General features: G+C 61.4%; 17 protein-coding genes. 9 read left to right on the top strand and 8 right to left on the bottom strand.

Features of this window, described 5'->3' with window-relative positions; translation table 11 throughout:
- Positions 1–88 precede the first annotated feature (88 nt).
- From ABX74_RS11955 to ABX74_RS11950, 3 genes are all read right to left on the bottom strand, one after another.
- Complete coding sequence (locus ABX74_RS11955) at positions 89–670, bottom strand: hypothetical protein (RefSeq protein ID WP_047888886.1); 582 nt, start codon at positions 668–670, stop codon at positions 89–91.
- Positions 667–963 (bottom strand): hypothetical protein, encoded by a 297-nt coding sequence (locus tag ABX74_RS30175; RefSeq protein WP_144419575.1) that lies wholly within the window; start codon positions 961–963, stop codon positions 667–669. The genes ABX74_RS11955 and ABX74_RS30175 overlap by 4 nt, the downstream gene beginning before the upstream one ends.
- A gap of 496 nt (positions 964–1,459) precedes the next feature.
- Entirely contained in the window at positions 1,460–2,047 is a 588-nt protein-coding gene (locus ABX74_RS11950) for a hypothetical protein (protein ID WP_144419574.1), read from the bottom strand.
- 50 nt (positions 2,048–2,097) lie between these two features.
- On the opposite strand from ABX74_RS11950, the gene ABX74_RS11945 reads away from it, so the two are divergent.
- A complete protein-coding gene (locus ABX74_RS11945) occupies positions 2,098–2,436 on the top strand; it encodes a helix-turn-helix domain-containing protein (protein WP_411269026.1) in 339 nt (112 codons plus the stop codon).
- A gap of 164 nt (positions 2,437–2,600) precedes the next feature.
- Here the strand turns inward: ABX74_RS11945 and ABX74_RS11940 are convergent, their stop codons facing one another.
- From ABX74_RS11940 to ABX74_RS11920, 5 genes are all read right to left on the bottom strand, one after another.
- Positions 2,601–3,089, bottom strand: a complete 489-nt coding sequence (locus ABX74_RS11940) for a hypothetical protein (protein ID WP_223257896.1) — start codon at positions 3,087–3,089, stop codon at positions 2,601–2,603.
- A gap of 102 nt (positions 3,090–3,191) precedes the next feature.
- Complete coding sequence (locus tag ABX74_RS11935) at positions 3,192–4,415, bottom strand: hypothetical protein (protein ID WP_053062018.1); 1,224 nt, start codon at positions 4,413–4,415, stop codon at positions 3,192–3,194.
- Positions 4,416–4,964: 549 nt separating this feature from the next.
- A complete protein-coding gene (locus tag ABX74_RS11930) occupies positions 4,965–5,651 on the bottom strand; it encodes a hypothetical protein (RefSeq protein ID WP_029255863.1) in 687 nt (228 codons plus the stop codon).
- 944 nt (positions 5,652–6,595) lie between these two features.
- Positions 6,596–6,790 (bottom strand): hypothetical protein, encoded by a 195-nt coding sequence (locus ABX74_RS11925; RefSeq protein WP_047888884.1) that lies wholly within the window; start codon positions 6,788–6,790, stop codon positions 6,596–6,598.
- Between the two features lie 290 nt (positions 6,791–7,080).
- On the bottom strand, positions 7,081–7,758 hold the full coding sequence (locus ABX74_RS11920) for a tellurium resistance protein TerA (protein ID WP_007728823.1): 678 nt from the start codon (positions 7,756–7,758) through the stop codon (positions 7,081–7,083).
- Positions 7,759–8,055: 297 nt separating this feature from the next.
- Between ABX74_RS11920 and ABX74_RS11915 the strand changes: the two genes are divergently transcribed.
- The 8 genes from ABX74_RS11915 (at position 8,056) to ABX74_RS11880 (ending at position 18,466) form a co-directional block, all read left to right on the top strand.
- A complete protein-coding gene (locus ABX74_RS11915) occupies positions 8,056–10,359 on the top strand; it encodes a putative bifunctional diguanylate cyclase/phosphodiesterase (RefSeq protein WP_223257895.1) in 2,304 nt (767 codons plus the stop codon).
- Positions 10,352–12,772: a putative bifunctional diguanylate cyclase/phosphodiesterase gene (locus tag ABX74_RS11910; RefSeq protein ID WP_189637333.1), complete on the top strand. Its 2,421-nt coding sequence runs from the start codon at positions 10,352–10,354 to the stop codon at positions 12,770–12,772. Before ABX74_RS11915 ends, ABX74_RS11910 begins: the two co-directional genes overlap by 8 nt.
- A gap of 46 nt (positions 12,773–12,818) precedes the next feature.
- Positions 12,819–13,670 (top strand): SDR family NAD(P)-dependent oxidoreductase, encoded by an 852-nt coding sequence (locus ABX74_RS11905; RefSeq protein ID WP_021332745.1) that lies wholly within the window; start codon positions 12,819–12,821, stop codon positions 13,668–13,670.
- A gap of 3 nt (positions 13,671–13,673) precedes the next feature.
- The gene (locus tag ABX74_RS11900; RefSeq protein ID WP_046378941.1) at positions 13,674–14,579 is read left to right on the top strand and encodes a TIGR03619 family F420-dependent LLM class oxidoreductase; all 906 of its coding nucleotides are present in this window, start codon (positions 13,674–13,676) and stop codon (positions 14,577–14,579) included.
- 68 nt (positions 14,580–14,647) lie between these two features.
- On the top strand, positions 14,648–15,334 hold the full coding sequence (locus tag ABX74_RS11895; protein ID WP_020908534.1) for a nitroreductase: 687 nt from the start codon (positions 14,648–14,650) through the stop codon (positions 15,332–15,334).
- 90 nt (positions 15,335–15,424) lie between these two features.
- Complete coding sequence (locus ABX74_RS11890; RefSeq protein ID WP_047888882.1) at positions 15,425–16,561, top strand: class I SAM-dependent methyltransferase; 1,137 nt, start codon at positions 15,425–15,427, stop codon at positions 16,559–16,561.
- 177 nt (positions 16,562–16,738) lie between these two features.
- Positions 16,739–17,590 (top strand): Bax inhibitor-1/YccA family protein, encoded by an 852-nt coding sequence (locus ABX74_RS11885; protein ID WP_007728810.1) that lies wholly within the window; start codon positions 16,739–16,741, stop codon positions 17,588–17,590.
- A gap of 120 nt (positions 17,591–17,710) precedes the next feature.
- A complete protein-coding gene (locus tag ABX74_RS11880; protein ID WP_021332748.1) occupies positions 17,711–18,466 on the top strand; it encodes an enoyl-CoA hydratase/isomerase family protein in 756 nt (251 codons plus the stop codon).
- Positions 18,467–18,477: the final 11 nt, after the last annotated feature.

Below are 18,477 nucleotides of genomic sequence, written 5' to 3'. Positions count from 1 at the left end.
AGTCGCCGACCTGCTGCCCAACACCAGGTCGGCGACTTCTTTTCTATCTGCAGCTACGTTGACGTTGCCGCCACCCGCCGGGCGTTCGTCACACGTCCGCCCAGTCGAGTCCGTTGTGATCCAGCATTTTTCTGCATCGACGGCACGCGGACATCACATGAACGATGGCCGCGCAGCTGACCATTAGGTACGACTCGGCGTTATAAGACATCTCCCGGTCGCAGAACCAGCAGTCCCACGCGGAGTGAGCGATGCGGCGTGCGGCCTCTTCTGGCGGGTATCCCACCGGCACTACTTCCGCGATGCTGGCTGGTATCTCACCGTCGTAAGTCCATTTCTTGCTGTGCAGCACAACAATCACAACGGGCTCCCCGCCTCGATTGAGGACTTCCAGGCGACGTTCCAAGAACGACCCACGATCGCGGATCTCGGCTTCTCGGGAATCCAGGGCGACTGTCCTCGCGCGATCGAGCCCGTCGCTAACGACGGGAAATGCTCGCGCAGAAGGAGACAGCGGACGTTGCGGCTTTCCGACGACGAACGGGTTCATCGCGGCCTGAATCCGATCCACGAGCGGATTGGACTGCCGCAGCGCGGCATAGTCGCCGCGTTCGTGGGCATCCAACGCTGAGAACGTCTTCCGCAGCTCAGTCAGTGAATGAGAGTTCATGCGGCACCGACCTTTCCGGTCTGCGCCAGACTCAGAACCCAGTCATACAGGTCGCGCTCGGCCAGGTAGTTGGCTCCACTGATCTTGTAGACGGGCAGTTCTCGCCGTTCAATCGCCGCTCGCATTCGGGTTGGCGTCATTGGAACGCCCAAGCGGTTAGCCACGAAGTCAACGCCGCCATCCCGGCTCTTGATCGTAGGTAGTGCGTTAAGTTCCTCGCGATTGATCAGCGCTCGACTTTGACGCGACTCTGCACCCGTCCGCCCGCGCTGGTTCGTTGCCTGCTGGCTCATTGCTGTCTGCTTCCTCTCGAGTGCGAGAGGTGCATTCGCAGACGGTAAAGCCGACCGCGAACACACCCCTCATAAAGGGTTCTGTGTTCACTGGTCGGGCCCACCCAAGGGATGCGGGGCTGCTCCAGACTCTCACTGGGCCGTGTCCGTATCGGGTCCGAAATATCACGAACCGCTTGACCGGTCCGGCACTTCACAGCCGCCATAGCGGTGTTGGTGCTAGCCGCAAACCTACCCCTAGTGGCGGCAGTTGCGCAATTAGTGCGTCATGAAAGATGTTGCCGCACTAATACTTTCGCAAAGAAAGGCCCAAATTTTGACAGGGCGTCAGTTGCTGTGATTTGTTGCCTGAAATCTACGGAGGCGGACGAAATTGGAAAATGAGTTCAGAACCGTGCGTGGCGAAACTCAAGGAGCGTGTCCGAGTAGACGCAGAACACGACAAAACCCCGCCGGAAACTTCACGGCAGGGCTTGGAGTCGGGAGTGAGTGACGCCTAGTTGTACGCCAGCAACTTGATGGTGCCGACCCTCACTTCGGGCGAGGTAGCAGTCTCGCCAACCAAAACGGGGTTGTCGTAGGACACGGCCCCCCGGACCTCCCCGAATACGATGACGTGGTCGAGAGATTCGTGGGCGGCGAGGAGGCTTGAGTCGTCGGCCGTGAGAACTGTTGTTGTCGTGTACTTCGACGTCCTGAGATTCAGGCTCGGGCCCGTGGCTAGCCGAGTAACTTCGCCGTCCCGTTTGAGGACCTGCCCATACAGTACGACCTTGCGCCCAGCGAACGAATCGGGATCCTCCACCATCTTCTGGAAATCGCTATCACTTAGCGCTTCGTAGTCACTCCCGACTTGCTGAACGGTCCGCAGGGCTGCGTCGGCAATCGCGATACTGGTCCTATCACCCGATTGCGCGGCCTCCCGAGCAGCGCGCATTGCGGACAGTTCCGACGAGGAGTAAGCAGCAGCCGTGGAGGTTGCAGTACCTCCGGCGGGCTTCTCTCCGGTAGCCGCGTCTGTGCTGCTACACCCCGCGACTGTCAAGGCAGTGACTATCGCCGCCGCTAGAGTCCATCGTTTCATTTGTTCCCCTAAGTCTTGGCGACCCTCCATTGGGATCGCACCCGAATCATATGCACATCGTTTATGAGCTTGAACAGCGAATACGACGTTTACACTCTGGACGATTACGCCCTAGACGTATGTGCTGTCTGGCGATGCCTACTCTGAAACCACCAATCAACGCCACATTGGCGGAGTTTGGCGTTCGTGTGAGGGCCAGGCGGGTTGCGCTTGGCTGGAGCCAGGAAGTCGCCGCCGACCACATCGGCATTCACTTCACACACCTTGGCCAGGTGGAACGAGGACAACGAAGCTCCCGCATTGAGAACATTCTCAAACTAGCTGCCGGATTGCAGATCACTCCCGGTGAGCTCCTGGACGATCTACCGCTCCCTACTGAAAACGACTGAACCCCGCCGAGGGATTAGTTCGACGGGGCTCATTGCCGTGCCGTTGCGCGGGGCGCGGCTGGGCGGTTTTGCCTGCAATGCCCTTTAGACAGGGCCACCGGGCCTGTGAGCAGGTTTGCCGTGCAGGTTGCGCGTGTGTGCGCACCCGGCACAAACGTCAAGCATTAGCGCTTCAGTTTCGTGCCTGCGGCAGCTCCGCGGCTCGGGTTGGGCTTAGACGTGAAGGTCAGTTTCTTTTGCTGAACGTCCAAACTGGGCTTGATGTCGAAGCGGCGGTTGGGCTTGCCATGAAATCCCACGACGCCCTTGACGACCACGCCCCGGCCCTTCGGCGTCTTGAACTCAGCGCCGACGCGGATGCGCTTGTATTCGCCGCTCTGGCCGACGGCAATGTTCTGGGAGAAGGAACCCGGCACGTAACTATTACCGATACCCGTCGCTACCGTCTTCGCTCCGGTCTTCGTCGCAGCTTTCGTTGCAGTGCGAGCGCCCTTAGCGGTAGAGGCGATCTTCGTCCCCGCGCCGGAGAACCGGCCAAGGCGGTCTCGGCGCTGATTTCGCTTACGCGCCATGTCAGGTACGACCTCTCGCTGCCAGTTCGTCAGCCAGGGCACGGATACCGGAGGGATCGTCCTCTCTCGGCGTCTTGCCACGATATCGACCTCCGTCACTCGGAGGGGCGTCTTCCAGCGCTGGAGGTGCCATCCCAGGACCCCAGTCATACTCGCCTGCAACCGCTTCAGGGTCGCGCGCCATCATGACCACGCCCAGGCTGGCGCGGTGTAAGTCGTGCCGGATGTCACCTGAACTACGCACGCGGCCGAACGGTATCGGACGCCGCAACCGAAACTCCGCTGGAAGAAGCTGTCCTGCAGCGGGTATCGCTGGTCTCTGCCAGCCAAGAGCCTGAGACCCTGATACGCGGGGTTCGTATGCTGCCGGAAGGCAACAGGATTCATGCTGCTGTTCGGACCGCCTGTCGCCACTACAGTCAAATAACCCTGCGGCACAAAGTAGCTGGGAATGATCCACACCGGTCCGTAGCTGCCGGATACCGCCAGGCCGCCGAATTCCTCTGGAGCAACTTGACCGACGATGTTCTCGGTCGTCAAGTAGGCCGGGGCGCTGGCCGACGGAATGAAGTCGAACTTGCTGACGACTCCGTTGGTCTCAACCCCAGCGCGGAACGTCGAAATCTCTTCAGCCTCTGCAGGATTGCAGAGAACGATTAGGCGAGTGTTGCCGCTGGTGCCGAATCCTTTGCTGCGTACCTGGTCGATCGCGTCGATCAAGTCTCCCGGGTCAACCACTGCATTGCCGGACGCCAGATAGTGCGAGTTGCTCGCAGGAAACGTCTTTCCCGCGTGTGGCGGCGGCGTCATGCCATCAGTGCCGTTCCACAGGCCGTACACCCTGTTCTTCTCGGGGCTCAAGCCTTCTGCCGGGTCGAACAAACGGCGCAGCAGTGTTCCAGTGACCTTGCGGTTGTCAGCTTCCAAGGCACTGTTGATGCTGGCCCTTACCTGTTCCGCAGAGGCAGCTCGGAGGAACTTCCAGGTCATGCGTGAGGCTAGATCAAAGTCATCGAAATCGTATCCGAGAATCAATGCGTCCGGATTACTGCGGATACCTTCCGGTTCGCCGAACTCACTAGCCTTTTCGAAGTTGTCGGCCGCAACCTGCTGCGGAATCGCATCGCCGACATTGGTAGTCGAGTAGCTGATCAGTGAAGCCAAGGCGGATCGTTCACGGTTGTAGAACGACATCGCCGTGGCGACTTCGTTCCAAATGGTGCTGAGGTCGACGCCGTCAGCGGTCTGATTCACCAGGACGTCGCCCTGTGAGGAATAGCCAGCGTCACCACCTCGAGCAAACAACGCAGCAACGGACTCGACCGTCGACGGTGTGGCGTCGCGGGGGTGCGAGAACAAAGGGCGGGAATTCCAAGTGCGCGTATCAGTTGGACGAGTAGTGGTCATGGTTTGCTCCAATTCGGTTAGCGACGAGAAATCGCTGTAAGACGAGGGATGAACCGAGCACTACTCTGGTTCTGGGAAGCCGGTCTCCGGCCGAGCTGAAATGCGATGCAGCACAGGCGCGTATGAAAAGAATGTCGTTGCCGGCCTCTGGCCGGGGATTGTGTACCTGCGACTGGGCGCTGCCCTGCGGTGCCGTACCGGGTGCCAGGTTAGCCCGTAATTGTTGCCCAGCGCTACCTTGCCGCGCACTACCCCCGCACTACCCCCGCGCTACCCACCGGCGCTATGTCAGCGGTGCGCTGGAGGTGGCCGCAGGTGCTCAAAAGGTAGCAAACTATGCCATCTCACCAGTGGAAATGAATATGTGTCGCAGGTGTTGCCGCAGGTGGCGAGAGCGCCGTGAATGCGGGATGGGGGTACTTAAAATCCGTCAAGTGTCGGTTCGAGTCCGACTGGGGGCACCAAGTAGATCCGCCTGCACATTGAATCGAAAAACCCCGCTCGTCCTCATACGGACGGGCGGGGTTTTCCTTGGAGTGGCGCAAGTGGCTACTGAGCCCAGACGGTCGTCCCTGCAGGCGCATTCAGTGTGTTGACGAGATCGATGCCGGCTACGACAGCCGCGCCGCCGCCGCCGAGGATCGTTCCGGCGACACCGCCGATTCCGGCTCCTGTTGCGAGGCCACCCAGGCACAGTGCCGCAGCGACGGGGAGTCCGACGATGGTCAAGCCCAGCGGAGCGCCGACAGCGCAACCGATTCCGGCGCCGACGATGGTGCCGAGCAGGCTGCCGACCTGAGTGCCGAGACCGAGCTGACTCTGGAAGTGCGCAATCGCCCGATCATTCTCCTCGGGCGAGGCTACCGGCGTCCATTCCTTTGCCGCAGGCGCACTCTCGGGTCGAGGTGTTGCCTTCGCCGAATCGGTGATCGGTGTCAGTGTGAGGGTCTTACCGTCTTCACTGATCGTGCGATCGAAGGGGAACTGCAGATCCCCGAGGTTGTATGCGAGAGGCAGGGAAACAAGGTCGGCTCCCTTGCTGTCCTGCAAGACAACAGACTTGCCGTCGCCGGACACCTTGAACAACCCGGCATCGATGGTGGTGACGATCGACTTGTCGACGATCTTCGCTTCGTAATTCACGTCGGTTGACGGATCAGCTGATGCGATCCCTGTTGATGCTCCGACTGCAGCGACCGCTAGAGCAGTCACAGCCGCCTTCTTGAAGAAACCCATAGTTCAACCCCGTGTTCGCCTGCGTGTGCTCGCAGAAACTCGACAACTTCGGACATTGGTAAACCCCCGACAAAGCCTTCGTATTAAAGCAGACCGAAGTGACAGAAGGGATAGTTGCGCTCGGGCTGACCGGAAGCGGCCGGTGCAATCGAATTTGCAGTGTGCAGTACCAAGGTATCGAACGTGTGTGCGAAAATGTGGAGATGCGGCTAACCGAGCGATCCCCGGACCGCTGCGCGAACGGACACCCGCTGACGGCCAATACGTGCCTCGTCGGCTGGGAGGTTTGCGGGTGTGCCTCGACCGAGAATGGCGGGCATCGGACCCATTACTGCAGGCGCTGCGGTGAAACTGTCCGGACGCCGGAGTGCGTAGGCGTGAATCCGCAGAACAGTCGGTGGAGTTGAAGTGCTGTTACGTTGTGTTTCAAAGAGATTCGCGAGAGCCTCACCCGGCGGATTGGTGCCGGGTGAGGCTTGTGGATCAGGTAGGCGGGGCGACGGGTGCGTCGCTGCTTCCTCCCGAGCTCCCGCTCGACGAGCCGGTGCCGAACAGTAGGCCGAAGAAGCCGGAGATTGCGCCGAAGAAATCGAACATGGGCGAGCCTTTCGCGAGGACGAATGCGGTCACGACAAGTGGCCGACTTGTGGTGGTGTTCAGAGAAGTTCCGTCGACATTGACGGCAAAGGCGTCGGACGAAGGCCGACTGCCGGATGAAATGTACGATTCGTCCCGGTTTGATACAAGTCTTTCCCGAGTAACAGTTACTTGAGGCTTAAATTATCGGGGGTGCCTGCCTGATCTGGGGTGCCCTGCCTGCTTGGGTGGGGCAACCAGGCAGGGCAGTGGTTGGCCGTCCCTCTCAATACCGACCTACGGCGAACCATTGGCGTTGAAGGTACCCACAGTTCGTGACGCGCGCCACTTACGTACCAGTACCTTCGTTAGCCGAGGTCAGTGGTGGCGACGACGGAGGTTACCGACGTCCCCGCGGGGACGTGGTTCATGGAGAAATCGCGGTCCCGGTCAGGGTTGACGACGCTTGCCAGCAGGAGCATGGCGGCGACAAAGAGAACTCCTGCGGCGAGGTAGGCGATTCTCGCGGGCAGGCGCGGGCGTCGATCTGAATTCGTGGACATTCACGTTCTCCATCGGTACATGTTGGACGAACGCTTAGTTTAACAATCAACTAATAAAACGGGTCCGAACAGTGACGCAAGATACGAAAAGACCCTCGATCTCGGGGGAAATCGAGGGCCTTTCCGGTCGAACGTCGGTGTCGCCAAGCACATAGCGTCACCGACCCACTATCGGTGTCGAGCGTGACCCCTCATGTCCGACCCCACTTCTCGACACTATCCAGTAACTTGCGACATTGTGGACGATTCGGACATTGTCATTCGGATGGGGGACACCCCGCCCGTGACACCTACTTTCGTCCAGCCGCCCATTTCATTCCCCAGTTGTAGGCCCGATCGAGATCTGACTGACTGCCGTTGATGTACTGAACTTCGCGGGTCACCGTCACGCCCTGACCTGAACTCTGGATGAGAGCGATTGCGCACAACCGCTCCTGGTTGCTGGCCGAATCGAGCCGCACTTCCACCTCGGGGCCGTTGGTGGGATACAGGGTGACGACGCCGTCCACGGCCGCCCAGTTGGGGGCGCCGTCGTAAATCATCGCGAAGATCAGGATTCGCCGGAAAGCGCTTGGGTCACCGAGATTGACGTGCATGTTCTCGCCGCCGGTGTTCGCACCACTGCGGTCGTCGCCGTCGAGGGAGATGTAGGGCGGAGAAGTCAGTGAACCGAAACTGTTGCCCAAGGCTTGGACCACTCCCTTGGACCCGTCGGCAAGTTCGTAGAGGCATCCGAGGTCCAGGTCGACCGCGCCAGAACCTGCGCCGGCGAGTTTGGCGAGGAAACCGGTCTTCTTCGGTGGTGCTCCCTGCGACCAGTTGAGGTTCACCCGCATATTGCCTTGTCGTTCACCCGCCTTCGCGAGGTTGACCGTCGGTGCCGATTTGGTGAGCGTGATCTTGCTCAGGCTGACCGGTGCTTGCGACGGAGTGGACTCGCCGGAACGTCGGGTGTAGTCGATTGCCATCGTGATAGTCCTTGTCTGAACTCGAATGAGTCCGATCGTGTTACCCGTCGAGGAATCTCCACCGACGTGATCGGCGATCTCCGGCCATTGTCCCTCATGTCTGATTTCAACCCATCGGCATCAAACTTGCCGCACCAACTACCGGCAGACCAGTAGTTTGCTGATTACTGTGTCTGTGGGCAGACCTGACTCCGAAATAGGTCGGACGTACTGGTTGGCGCCGCAGTGCCTAATTACGAGAGAATTGCTGAGTCGGACGTCCGATTCGAATTGCGTCGTGGGAGCGGGAGGTAAGTGATGTCGGTCCTGTCTCTTCTGCAACCCCACCAGCGAGAAAGATTGACGCCCGCGCAGCGCGATGACGTCACTCGTGAGCAGATAGCCGTCACCTTCGGCGTGCTGCCGTGGGCCGCTGCTGTCCACCTGGTCGTCACACTCGGGCTGACGTTGTATGTGATTCCGCCGGACAGCGGACCGTTGCCGCGCCTGTGGCCATTCCTGTCCGGAGTGATCGGGCTGGTGGGGATGTGCGTCGGTCTCGCCATTCATTTCAACCTGATCGCACCCACGTACCGGATGTCCTACGCGTTTCTCATCGTCGAATTTGCTGTAGTCGGGATCCTGTATTCCTCGCTCGCCCTGGTCCTGTATCCGATCCTGGACGATTCCGGCGATCTGATCCTCACGGCGGCGTCCGCGTCTATCACCGGCGCCGGAGCCGTGGCTACCGCGATGTTGCGGATCGTCGGACTCACCTGGGTCCTGTCGAATCTCGTGATTTTGGGCGTGGCGTTCTGGCTCCAACCGGGGCCCGAGTTCGAACGAATTCTCATCGGATTGATCGTGTACGGAGCAGCTCTGATCGGCGGCACGATAGTGGTCTCGGGCAACCTGGAATCTCGCTACCGAGCCGAGCTGCGCGCAGCATCGGAACGATCGGTTGTGCAGATGCTGCTCGAAGACTTCGAAGGCAACGCCGGGGACTTCGTGTGGGAGACGGACCAGAAAGGCAAATTCAACCGAATCCCGACGCGGCTCGCATCCGAAGCGGGGCTGGACTCCGCCGAGTTGCAGGGAACGGCGTGGCAAGACCTGTTCATGGAGCTGGGCACTCTACGGATCCCCGGCGGAATCGATGCGCTCATGGAGCTGCAGCAAGCCCGCCACACGAAGACCGCATTCGTCGACGTGCTCGTTCCGGTCCGAGTGCACGGTGAAATCCGGTGGTGGCAGATCTCCGGACGCCCGCGCCCCGGCCGCACACCTGACGAGTTCGTCTGGCGAGGAGTCGGTTCCGACGTCACGGAAGTGAAACTGCAGAGTGACGAGATCGTGCGGATGGGTCGCGTGGACGCACTGACCGGCATGCCGAACCGGCACAGCTTCTGGACCGAGCTCGAGCGACTGCTGCGTGATCCGTACACAAGCGAAAGTGGTCTCGCGTTGGCGATGCTCGACCTCGACAACTTCAAATCGGTCAACGACACACTGGGTCACACCGTTGGCGACGCGGTTCTGCGAGAGGTCGCGGATCGCCTGTCCGAAGCCGGCGGAATGTCACAGTTGTTCGCACGTCTGGGTGGAGACGAGTTCGCGATTCTTTTCACCGACATGGGTGACAGTTCGCAAGTTCGTACTCTGCTCGGCCGCTACATCGAAACTCTGCATGAGCCGATCACAGTGGCCGGCACGCGGTTGGAGATCGGATGCAGCATCGGGTACTACCTCCCCGCCGAACTGCCGTCCTCCGCCGACGAAATGATGGGCGCTGCGGACCTCGCATTGTTCGCGGCAAAGGAATCTGGGCGCGGGGCCGTGCGTGAATATCGAGACTCGATGAAGTCCGTGGCCGATCGGCGGGCCCGCCTGCTCGAAGATCTGGGAAACACCGTCGCGGAGAAGGACCTCGAACTCGAGCTGCTGCCCAGGATCGACGTGCTCTCCCGCGAGATCGTGGCCGTGGAGGTCCGCGTGGTCTGGCACAACGCCCGCCTCGGAGCTGTGACGTCCGCCGAATTCATGAGCGTGGCAGACGACACCGGTTTGGCTTATTCACTAGGAACGACAGTCTTCGAGCTGGCGTGCGAGGCGGCGTCGCGTCTTCCTGATCACCTGCGGGTAGCGGTCGCGGTATCGACGCGTCAGCTCGAATCGGAGGCGTTCATCGAGGCGGTCGGCGACTCGCTTCGTCGATCAGATGCCAGGGCAGGGCAGTTCGAGCTCCAACTCGACGAGTCCTCTGTCATTACCGACCAGTCCAGAGCCGCGTTGCATGCCATCGCGGAGATGGGAGTATCGCTGACGGTCGACGAGTTCGGAGCCGGATTCTCCTCCCTTGCATCACTGTCCGGCCTTCCGTTCACGCGAGTGCGCATCGAACGCTCCATTTCCGGTGCGGCGCCCGGCGGGCGGCCGATCCTCGAAGCGCTCGTGGATCTGGTCGACGCACTGGGAATGGAGGTCGTTGTCTCGGGGGTGGACAGCGAGGAGCAACTGAAGGCCGTTGCGGCTGCGGGGGTGCGGACGGTGCAGGGGCGTGCTGCCGGCGAAGTCATGTCTGTCCAGGCAGTGGCGCTGGCGACAGCAGGCCGACGTGGATGACCCGGCGGTGGTACGCAGACGTCGAGTCGTAACCACCGTGCGCAGGCTCGGTCGACGAGGTTCTGACGACCACCTTTCGGATTACGATCGTCACCGACTTCTCAACCGACGCCTGGAGTTCACGTCGCGAGTACTGCCGTGGGCCTTCCTGATCGCTGCTATCGCGCTTTCGACGATCGTGGTGCTTCTGCCGGCAGATACCGGGATGTTCCGCTGGGTATGGCCGAGCGTCGTGGCCGTGTCGAGCATCGCGTTCAGCCTCTATTGGCTGGGGCGCTCGCGGCTGGGGGTTTCGGAGTCGCAGACCACCGAATTGGTTGTACTCACAACCCAGGTCGTCGTGTGGGGGGTCTTGCTCGCGTGCCTGGCGCTGGTGCTGTTCCCGATCCTGGATCCTGGTAACGAATTGGTGCTGACCTCGACATTGATGGGAGGCATCGCAGTCGGCGTTTTCCCGACATTGATGTTTCGCGGATTCACGCTGATATGGATCGGACTGGTTGGGCTTGGGTTGGCGGGGGGATTCTGGACCGAGCCGGAACCCTCGCGCTATGTACTGATCGGGGTGCTGGTCATCTTCGTAGGCTCGCTCTACAGCGGAACTTTGCTGTTGGCCAACCTCTTCGAGAGACGGCTACGCGCCGAACTCGTAGCCGAGGACGAACGAGATCTCGTCGAATTGTTGCTCAACGATCTCGAAGACGGAGCGCAGGATTGGCTCTGGGAAACCGATTCGCGCGGTATCGCCAGTACCGTGTCGTATCGATTTGCCGAGCAGGTCGGTTTACCGGCAGCGCAGATTCGGGGCCGCACCATGCACGAGATCCTGATCGGGATCGGCGCATCTCGAACAGATGCGGGCAGGAAGTCCCTTGATCTTCTCACCGCGAATTTTCAAGCCGGGACGGCGTTTCGGGACCTCACCATGCAAGTTGTCGTACGGGGCGATACTCGCTGGTGGTCGATGTCAGGTCACCCCGCCAGCGGCGACGGGGCGGACTACGGGTGGCGCGGTGTCGGATCCGATATCACGCACTCTTATCACCAGCGTCAAAATATATTGCGACTGGCGGAAGTCGATTCTCTGACCGGGCTCAAGAATCGGTACAGCTTCAACTCTCAGCTCTCGTCGAGGCTTCGGGACGGACGCAGAGTGTGGTTGGCGATTCTGGACCTGGACAACTTCAAGTCGATCAACGACCGGTTGGGACACCACGTCGGAGACGACGTGCTTCGCGATGTTGCGAGCAGGCTGCACAGCGTTCTGCGATCGAACGAGATCTGTGGGCGACTGGGGGGTGACGAGTTTGCCATCGCCTTCGACGACTCCGCCTTCGACGACTCCGCCTTCGACGACTCCGCCTTCGACGACATCGCGAGTGCAGATGAGGTTGAGGAACGATTCCAAACGATTCTCGACTCATTCGAACGACCATTTTCACTGGTCGGCAACCAGATTCGCATTCGTGCCAGTCTGGGGTACGGCTCGACGCCCGACGACGCCGACAGCCTCGAAGACCTGGTGATTGTTGCGGACCTCGCGCTCTACCACGCAAAGGAGAGCGGTCGGAACCAGATTCGCGCCTTCGATGCGACTTTGCGGGATCGTGCGACAGGTCGGGCCAGAGCACTGTTGGATCTTCGTCGTGCGTTGATCGACGAAGAGTTCGAGTTGGTCTATCAACCGCAGGTTTCAGCCGCGACGGGAGTTGTTGTCGGGTTCGAGGCTCTGCTGCGTTGGAACCATCCGACTTCAGGTCTCGTCTCGCCGGGAGACTTCATTTCGGTCGCCGAGGAAACTGGCTTGATCGTGCCGATCGGTGCAGGTGTTTTGCGGGCTGCCTGCACGGCAGCGACAACGTGGCCGGAGGACATTCGGGTTGCCGTCAATGTTTCTCAGGTGCAACTGCGTTCGAGTCGATACGTCGAATCGGTACGCCAGACACTGAACGAGGTGAACCTCCACCCCAGCCGACTCGAGATCGAGGTGACCGAATCGCTGGTCATCGACGACGCCGACCGAGATGTGTTGGTACAGCTCTCGGCGCTCGGAATCGCGATTGCGATGGACGACTTCGGTACAGGGTTCTCCTCGGTTGCCAGCTTGGCCCGGCTGCCGCTCGATCGGTTGAAGATCGATCGGGCGTTCGTCGCACCGCTGGACGCGGATCCCTCGAATTCGAGGTTCGCTGTCCTGCGAGCCGTCATCGCGATTGCCAAATCTCTCGGGCTGGACACCGTTGCCGAGGGCGTGGAGACGGAGAGGCAGCGCGCGATAGTGACGGAGTGCGGATGTGACGTGATCCAGGGGTACTTGGAGGGAATGCCGATACGGGCAGCCGAGATTCCGGACTACTTGAATGAGCGACCAGGCGGTCCGAGCAGGCTGGGTGTCGCGGCTACCACTGAGTGAGAACTTTGCGCCCGTTTTGGCGATCGATGTGTGACGGTACGCCGAAGTGATTCACATCGAACTGCAGAAGGGTGTCTTCGTGGTGGTCGGATCGGCGTACTTCCCAGGGCCGATGTTGGTGGGTAAGAAGGCAGTGGTCACAGGCGGTTCCCAGGGAATCGGCGCAGCGATCGTTCGAGCATTTGCCTCGCATGGCGCGTCAGTTCTGGTTGTGGACATGGCACCGCTGGGCGAGGTCGAATTCGACTCAGCTGCAGGTGGTTCGATCAACCATCTCGAGTACGACGTGCGTGCGCAGGAAGTCCCCGTCGCGTTGACCGAGTTCGCGCCGGACGTTCTGGTGAACAATGTGGGTCATTTCCTGAACCCGCCGACGGCGTTCACCGGTACGGATCCAGGATTCTGGTCCGAGGCGGGCAACATCAATTTCGATCACGTCGTGCGCCTGACCCATGCCCTGCTTCCCGGCATGATCGATCGCGGAGTCGGTGGATCGATCGTGAACCTGACGACGGTGGAGGCGCATCGAGCGATCCCGGGCCACACCATGTACTCGGCATATAAGGCCGCGCTGACGCAGTTCACCAGAAGTCTTGGTGTGGAGATCGGTCGAACCGGAGTGCGCGTCAACGCCATTGCCCCGGATCTGATCGAGTCGGTACAGGTGCCGTATCGCAGGATCGTCCCTGCCGACGACTGGGACAAGTGGCCGGGGTGGGCGCCGCTGGGTGGACCGGGCCAGCCGGTCGACATTGCCGGCCCCGCGCTGTTCCTGGCTTCAGACCTGGCGAGATACATCACCGGAACCGTCATCCACGTCGACGGCGGCTCGCACGCTGCCGGCGGCTGGTTCCCCACCGAAGAAGGCGGCTGGACCAACCGGCCCCGAAAGGCTTGACGCATGACAACTTTCAGTCTGAACGTTCCCAATTTCGGTACCACCCTCGCGGAGAACTCCTACGGGAAACTCGTGCAGGTCTGCCAGAGCGCGGAAGCTGCCGGCTTCGACCGGGTCCTCGTCACCGATCATGTGGTGATGGGCTCGGACAACTCGGCATACACGTGGTCGGCGTTCCCCACCGAGCCTGACGCCAACTGGCTCGAACCGCTGACCGTCCTGGCTTTTGTTGCCGGACAGACGAAGACAATTCGCTTGGGGACCGGAATCGTCATCGCGGCGCTTCGCGGGGGAGCGGTACTTGCCAAGACTGCCGCGACACTCGATCTGCTGTCCGGCGGCCGCCTCGACCTTGGCGTCGGAACCGGTTGGCAGCAACGCGAATACGACGCGGTCGGTATGGACTTCGGTAAACGAGGACCGTTGCTCGACGACGCTCTCGCTGTGTGCCGGGCACTGTGGAGTTCGGCGCCGGCGAGCATCGACACTCCTCGTCTGAAGTTCGACGACGTGTACTGCGCGCCCCGTCCGGCCGCTGGAATCCCGATCTGGGTATCCGGTTCACTATCCAAGGCCGTCGTACGACGCGTCGCAACCTGGGGTGACGGGTGGATTCCGATCATGGGCGCCGCGGACGACGACCTACGTGAAGGGATCGATGTCATCGGGAAGGCCATGGCGGATCTCGGACGCGATCCAGCGGAATTGCAGGTCCGTGGGCGACTGACCGTTGTTCGCGGGGCTGACGGTTCGATCGATCTCCCGGCGACGATGATCGGTGCCGAACAGCTGCTCGAATCCGGTGCTACCGATGTGCTGGTCGCGCTGGCAGCTGTTGATCCGGATCCGGACACGGCGATGTCGGAGTTCGGCGAGCTGGTGTCGGCCTTCGCAAAGGTGACCCGATGACTATTGCGTTGAAGCGATAGTTCTATCGTGCGAAGTGTTGTAGTGCAGCCTGATCGAGGAGAGAACACATGACCGAGAGCATCGTCGTGGATACGAGCCTGGAAGGGTTGCTCGATGCCCGGATCAGCTGCCGCGCCTACGAGGACCGTCAGGTGCCACGTGAGGTGATCGAGGAGATCCTTCGGCTGGCGCAGAAGACGCCGTCGTGGTGCAACACGCAACCGTGGCAGGTTGCGATCACCGAAGGGGAGGGCACAGAGCGATTCCGCGCCGGCCTCGGTGAATACGTGATGGCCAACGCCCAGGAGTCGGACTTCGAGTTCCCCCGCGAGTACCAGGGCATCTACAAGTCGCGTCGGTTCGACTGTGCGATGGCGCTGTATTCGAGCGTCGGAATCGAGCACGGTGACCGCGCCGGTTCCGCGGCACAGACGATGAAGAACTTCGAGCTCTTCGGCGCTCCCCACGTCGCGATCATCACCACCGACGAGGCATTGGGCACCTACGGCGCCGTCGACTGTGGGTTGTACGTGAACAGCTTCCTGCTCGCGGCCCAGAGCCTGGGGGTGGCCACCATTCCGCAGGCGGCGCTCGCGGGTAGCTCCAAGTTCATTCACGAGCACTTCGGCATCGACGACACGCGCAAGGTCGTGTGCGCGATCTCGTTCGGGTACCCCGACACCGACCACCCGGTGAACGGATTCCGCACCGAACGCGAAACCGTCGACAACGTCGTGCAGTGGATGTCGAACTGATGGGGATGTCGAACTGATGTGGATGTCGAACTGATCACCTGCACTTCCAGGGATTGAGTGTTGAGCTGATTCACCTGAAAGACTGGTGGCATGTCCGACACACCCGAACTGTTCGATCGTCTGCGCCGATTCCCCGATGTCGAGGCACCCAATCTCTTTGCCGTCGACGCGGCTGATCGTCTGATCCTCGACGAGGCCGCCGACGCTCTTGCCGCGGCACCGGCGGGCACCGTCGTCGTGATCGGCGATCACTACGGTGCGCTGACCGCCGGTGTTGCGCTCGTTCACGGAATCGCCGGCGTGCGGGTTCACCAGGATCCGCTCACCGGAGAGTTGGCCCTCGCGAACAATGCGCGCGAACTCGGTTTCAGTGACGCCTTCACCTCCCACGGGCTGGACGAGGAGTTGCTCAGCGGCGCCCGCGTCGTGCTCATGCAATTGCCGCGTAGCCTCGCTGAACTTGCCGAGATCGCTCAGCTGATCGCGCTCCACGCCGACCCGGCGGTTCGTGTCTTCGCCGGTGGGCGTGACAAGCACATCACCCCGGCGATGAACAAGGTTCTCGGCGAATCGTTTTCCGACGTCAGCGCCTCGCGTGGGCGTCAGAAGTCCCGCGTACTCAAGGCATCGGAACCGAAGGCCGATGTTGCCATCACGTTCCCGATGGCCGAGCGCCTCGACGAGTTCGGCCTCGACGTCGTTGCTCATGGCGCCGTGTTTGCCGGCGCGAGCCTGGACATCGGCACCCGGTTGCTCCTGGAGAACCTCGGAAAGATTGCGGTCGATCCGCTGAGCGACGTGATCGATCTGGGTTGTGGCAGCGGCATTCTCGCGGCGGCGATCGCGCGGAAGTTCGCGGATGTCCACGTGATCGCAACGGATCAGTCCTCGGCAGCCGTCGCTTCGGCTCTGGCGACCGCAACTGCAAACGGCGTCGGCGAGCGGGTGAGCGGCCTGCGCGACGACGCCGTGAGTTCGTTGCCCAGTGCGAGTGCCGATCTGGTTCTGTTGAACCCGCCGTTCCACGTCGGCGCGGCGGTGCACACCGGCGGAGCACTCAAGATGTTCGAAGCCGCCGGTCGCGTCCTGCGTCCGGGTGGCGAGTTGTGGACTGTTCACAACGCGCATCTGGGGTATCGCGAACCGCTGAAAGCCGCGGTGGGTCCGAGCGAGGCGATGGCGAAGAACGCCAAGTTCATCGTGATGAAGTCGGTCAAACCGTCCTAGTATCGAAGAGTGTTGATCTTCCGGAAATGCGCCGGGAACTACAACCGACGCTTCGACGTTGTAAATTACGAGTGCTTTACTTTTAGTTAGGTACACGGACCGTGTCGGAAACTCGGATCCGTACGGCGAACCCGCGACGCACCCGTCGTAGGCCACCACGATGAAGGGATGATCACGGTGCGCACCACCAGCAACCCGGTGTTCCGCAATCTGCCCAAGCAAGAGGGCAACGGATACGCCTCGTTCGGATCTGCGACGGCGGGCGCCTCGCAGGCAACCCAGCAGTTCGGTCAGCCGCAGTACGCTCCGGCCGAGCCGTACCAGACCGGTCCCACCTCGCGGGCCATGACGATCGACGACGTCGTCACCAAGACGGGCATCACGCTCGGCGTGCTGACGATCTCGGCACTGGTGTCGTACTTCCTCGTCAACAACAACGCCGACCTTGCAGCCCCGCTGGTCATCGGCGGCGGTCTCGTCGGCCTCGTTCTGGTTCTGGTCGCGACGTTCGGTCGCAAGATGGACAACCCGGCAATCGTGTTGGCGTACGCCGTCGCCGAGGGTCTGTTCCTCGGTGCGCTGTCGTTCATGTTCACCGATATTCAATTCGGTGGCGTCGGCGGATCGGCACTGATCGCGCAGGCAGTCCTCGGCACCTTCGGCGTGTTCTTCGGCATGCTCGTGGTTTACAAGACCGGCGCGATTCGGGTGACACCGCGTCTGACGCGAATGATCATCGGCGCGTTGATCGGCGTTGTCGTTCTGGCGCTCGGCAACCTCGTCGCGAGCTTCTTCGTCGACGGCGGACTGGGACTGCGTGACGGCGGAACGCTCGCCATCATCTTCAGCCTCGTCTGCATCGGCATCGCAGCCTTCAGCTTCCTGCTCGACTTCGACGCCGCTGATCAGCTGATCCGCGCACAGGCCCCGGAGAAGGCAGCCTGGGGCGTCGCATTCGGCCTCACCGTCACCCTGGTCTGGCTGTACGTCGAGATCCTGCGTCTGCTGAGCTACTTCAACAACGACTAGTTCTCGAGTCGTTCCGTAACACGAAGAAGGGCCCCACTCGGGGCCCTTCTTTTGTCGTCTGTGGGCGGTTACGGTGCTTGGATGCCTAGCAACTGCTTGGTTTGGAGCGAAGGGGAGCGAATGTCGACAAACACCACCGAACCCGTGCTGGTGGCGGATGCCGGAGCAGTGCGAACGCTGACCTTCAACAATCCGGGCCGCCTGAACGCTTTCGATGCGGCCGGCTTTCGAGCGTTGACCAAGGCGCTTGACGACGCGGCGTCGGACGAAGCCGTGGCCGTGGTGATCGTCGAGGGCGCAGGCAAGGCATTTTCCAGTGGCGTCGACCTACGCGCACTCGCCGAACCAGGCACCGACAATTCAGACTTCGGCAATGCATTCGCGCCGCTGATCGTTGCGCTGGCGGAGTTCCCGAAGCCATTGATCGCCGCGGTGCACGGCGCTGCCGTCGGCATCGGCCTGACCATGCTGCTCTACTGTGACGTCGTCTACGTTGCCGAGAACGCACGCCTGCGGGCACCGTTCACGTCGCTGGGTACAGCTCCCGAAGCTGCCAGTAGTTGGTTGCTGCCCAAGGTGATCGGAACGCAGCGAGCCGCCGAGCTGATCCTGTCGGCCCGGTGGCTCAGCGGCGTCGAAGCTGCCGCCTACGGACTGGCGACAGCCGCCGTACCGGCCGACCAGGTACAGGCACGTGCCCGCGAGAGTGCCGAGCAGATTGCCGCCAACATCGGACCGGCAGTCCTTGCCGCCAAGCGACTGCTCCGCCACGGTTGGGCCGACGAAGCCCGCGCCGCTGTGCAGCGTGAGGACGACGCTGCACGAGCGTTGATTCGCGAGTTGGGGAGTTTTGCTCGGAAATTCACGACTACCTGAAACACGACCAC

Source organism: Rhodococcus sp. ARP2 (genome assembly GCF_001029585.1).
GTDB classification, from domain to species: Bacteria; Actinomycetota; Actinomycetes; order Mycobacteriales; family Mycobacteriaceae; genus Rhodococcus_F; species Rhodococcus_F erythropolis.
Note: the sequence above shows the minus strand (reverse complement) of the source record. Positions and strands in the feature narration are given on the sequence as shown.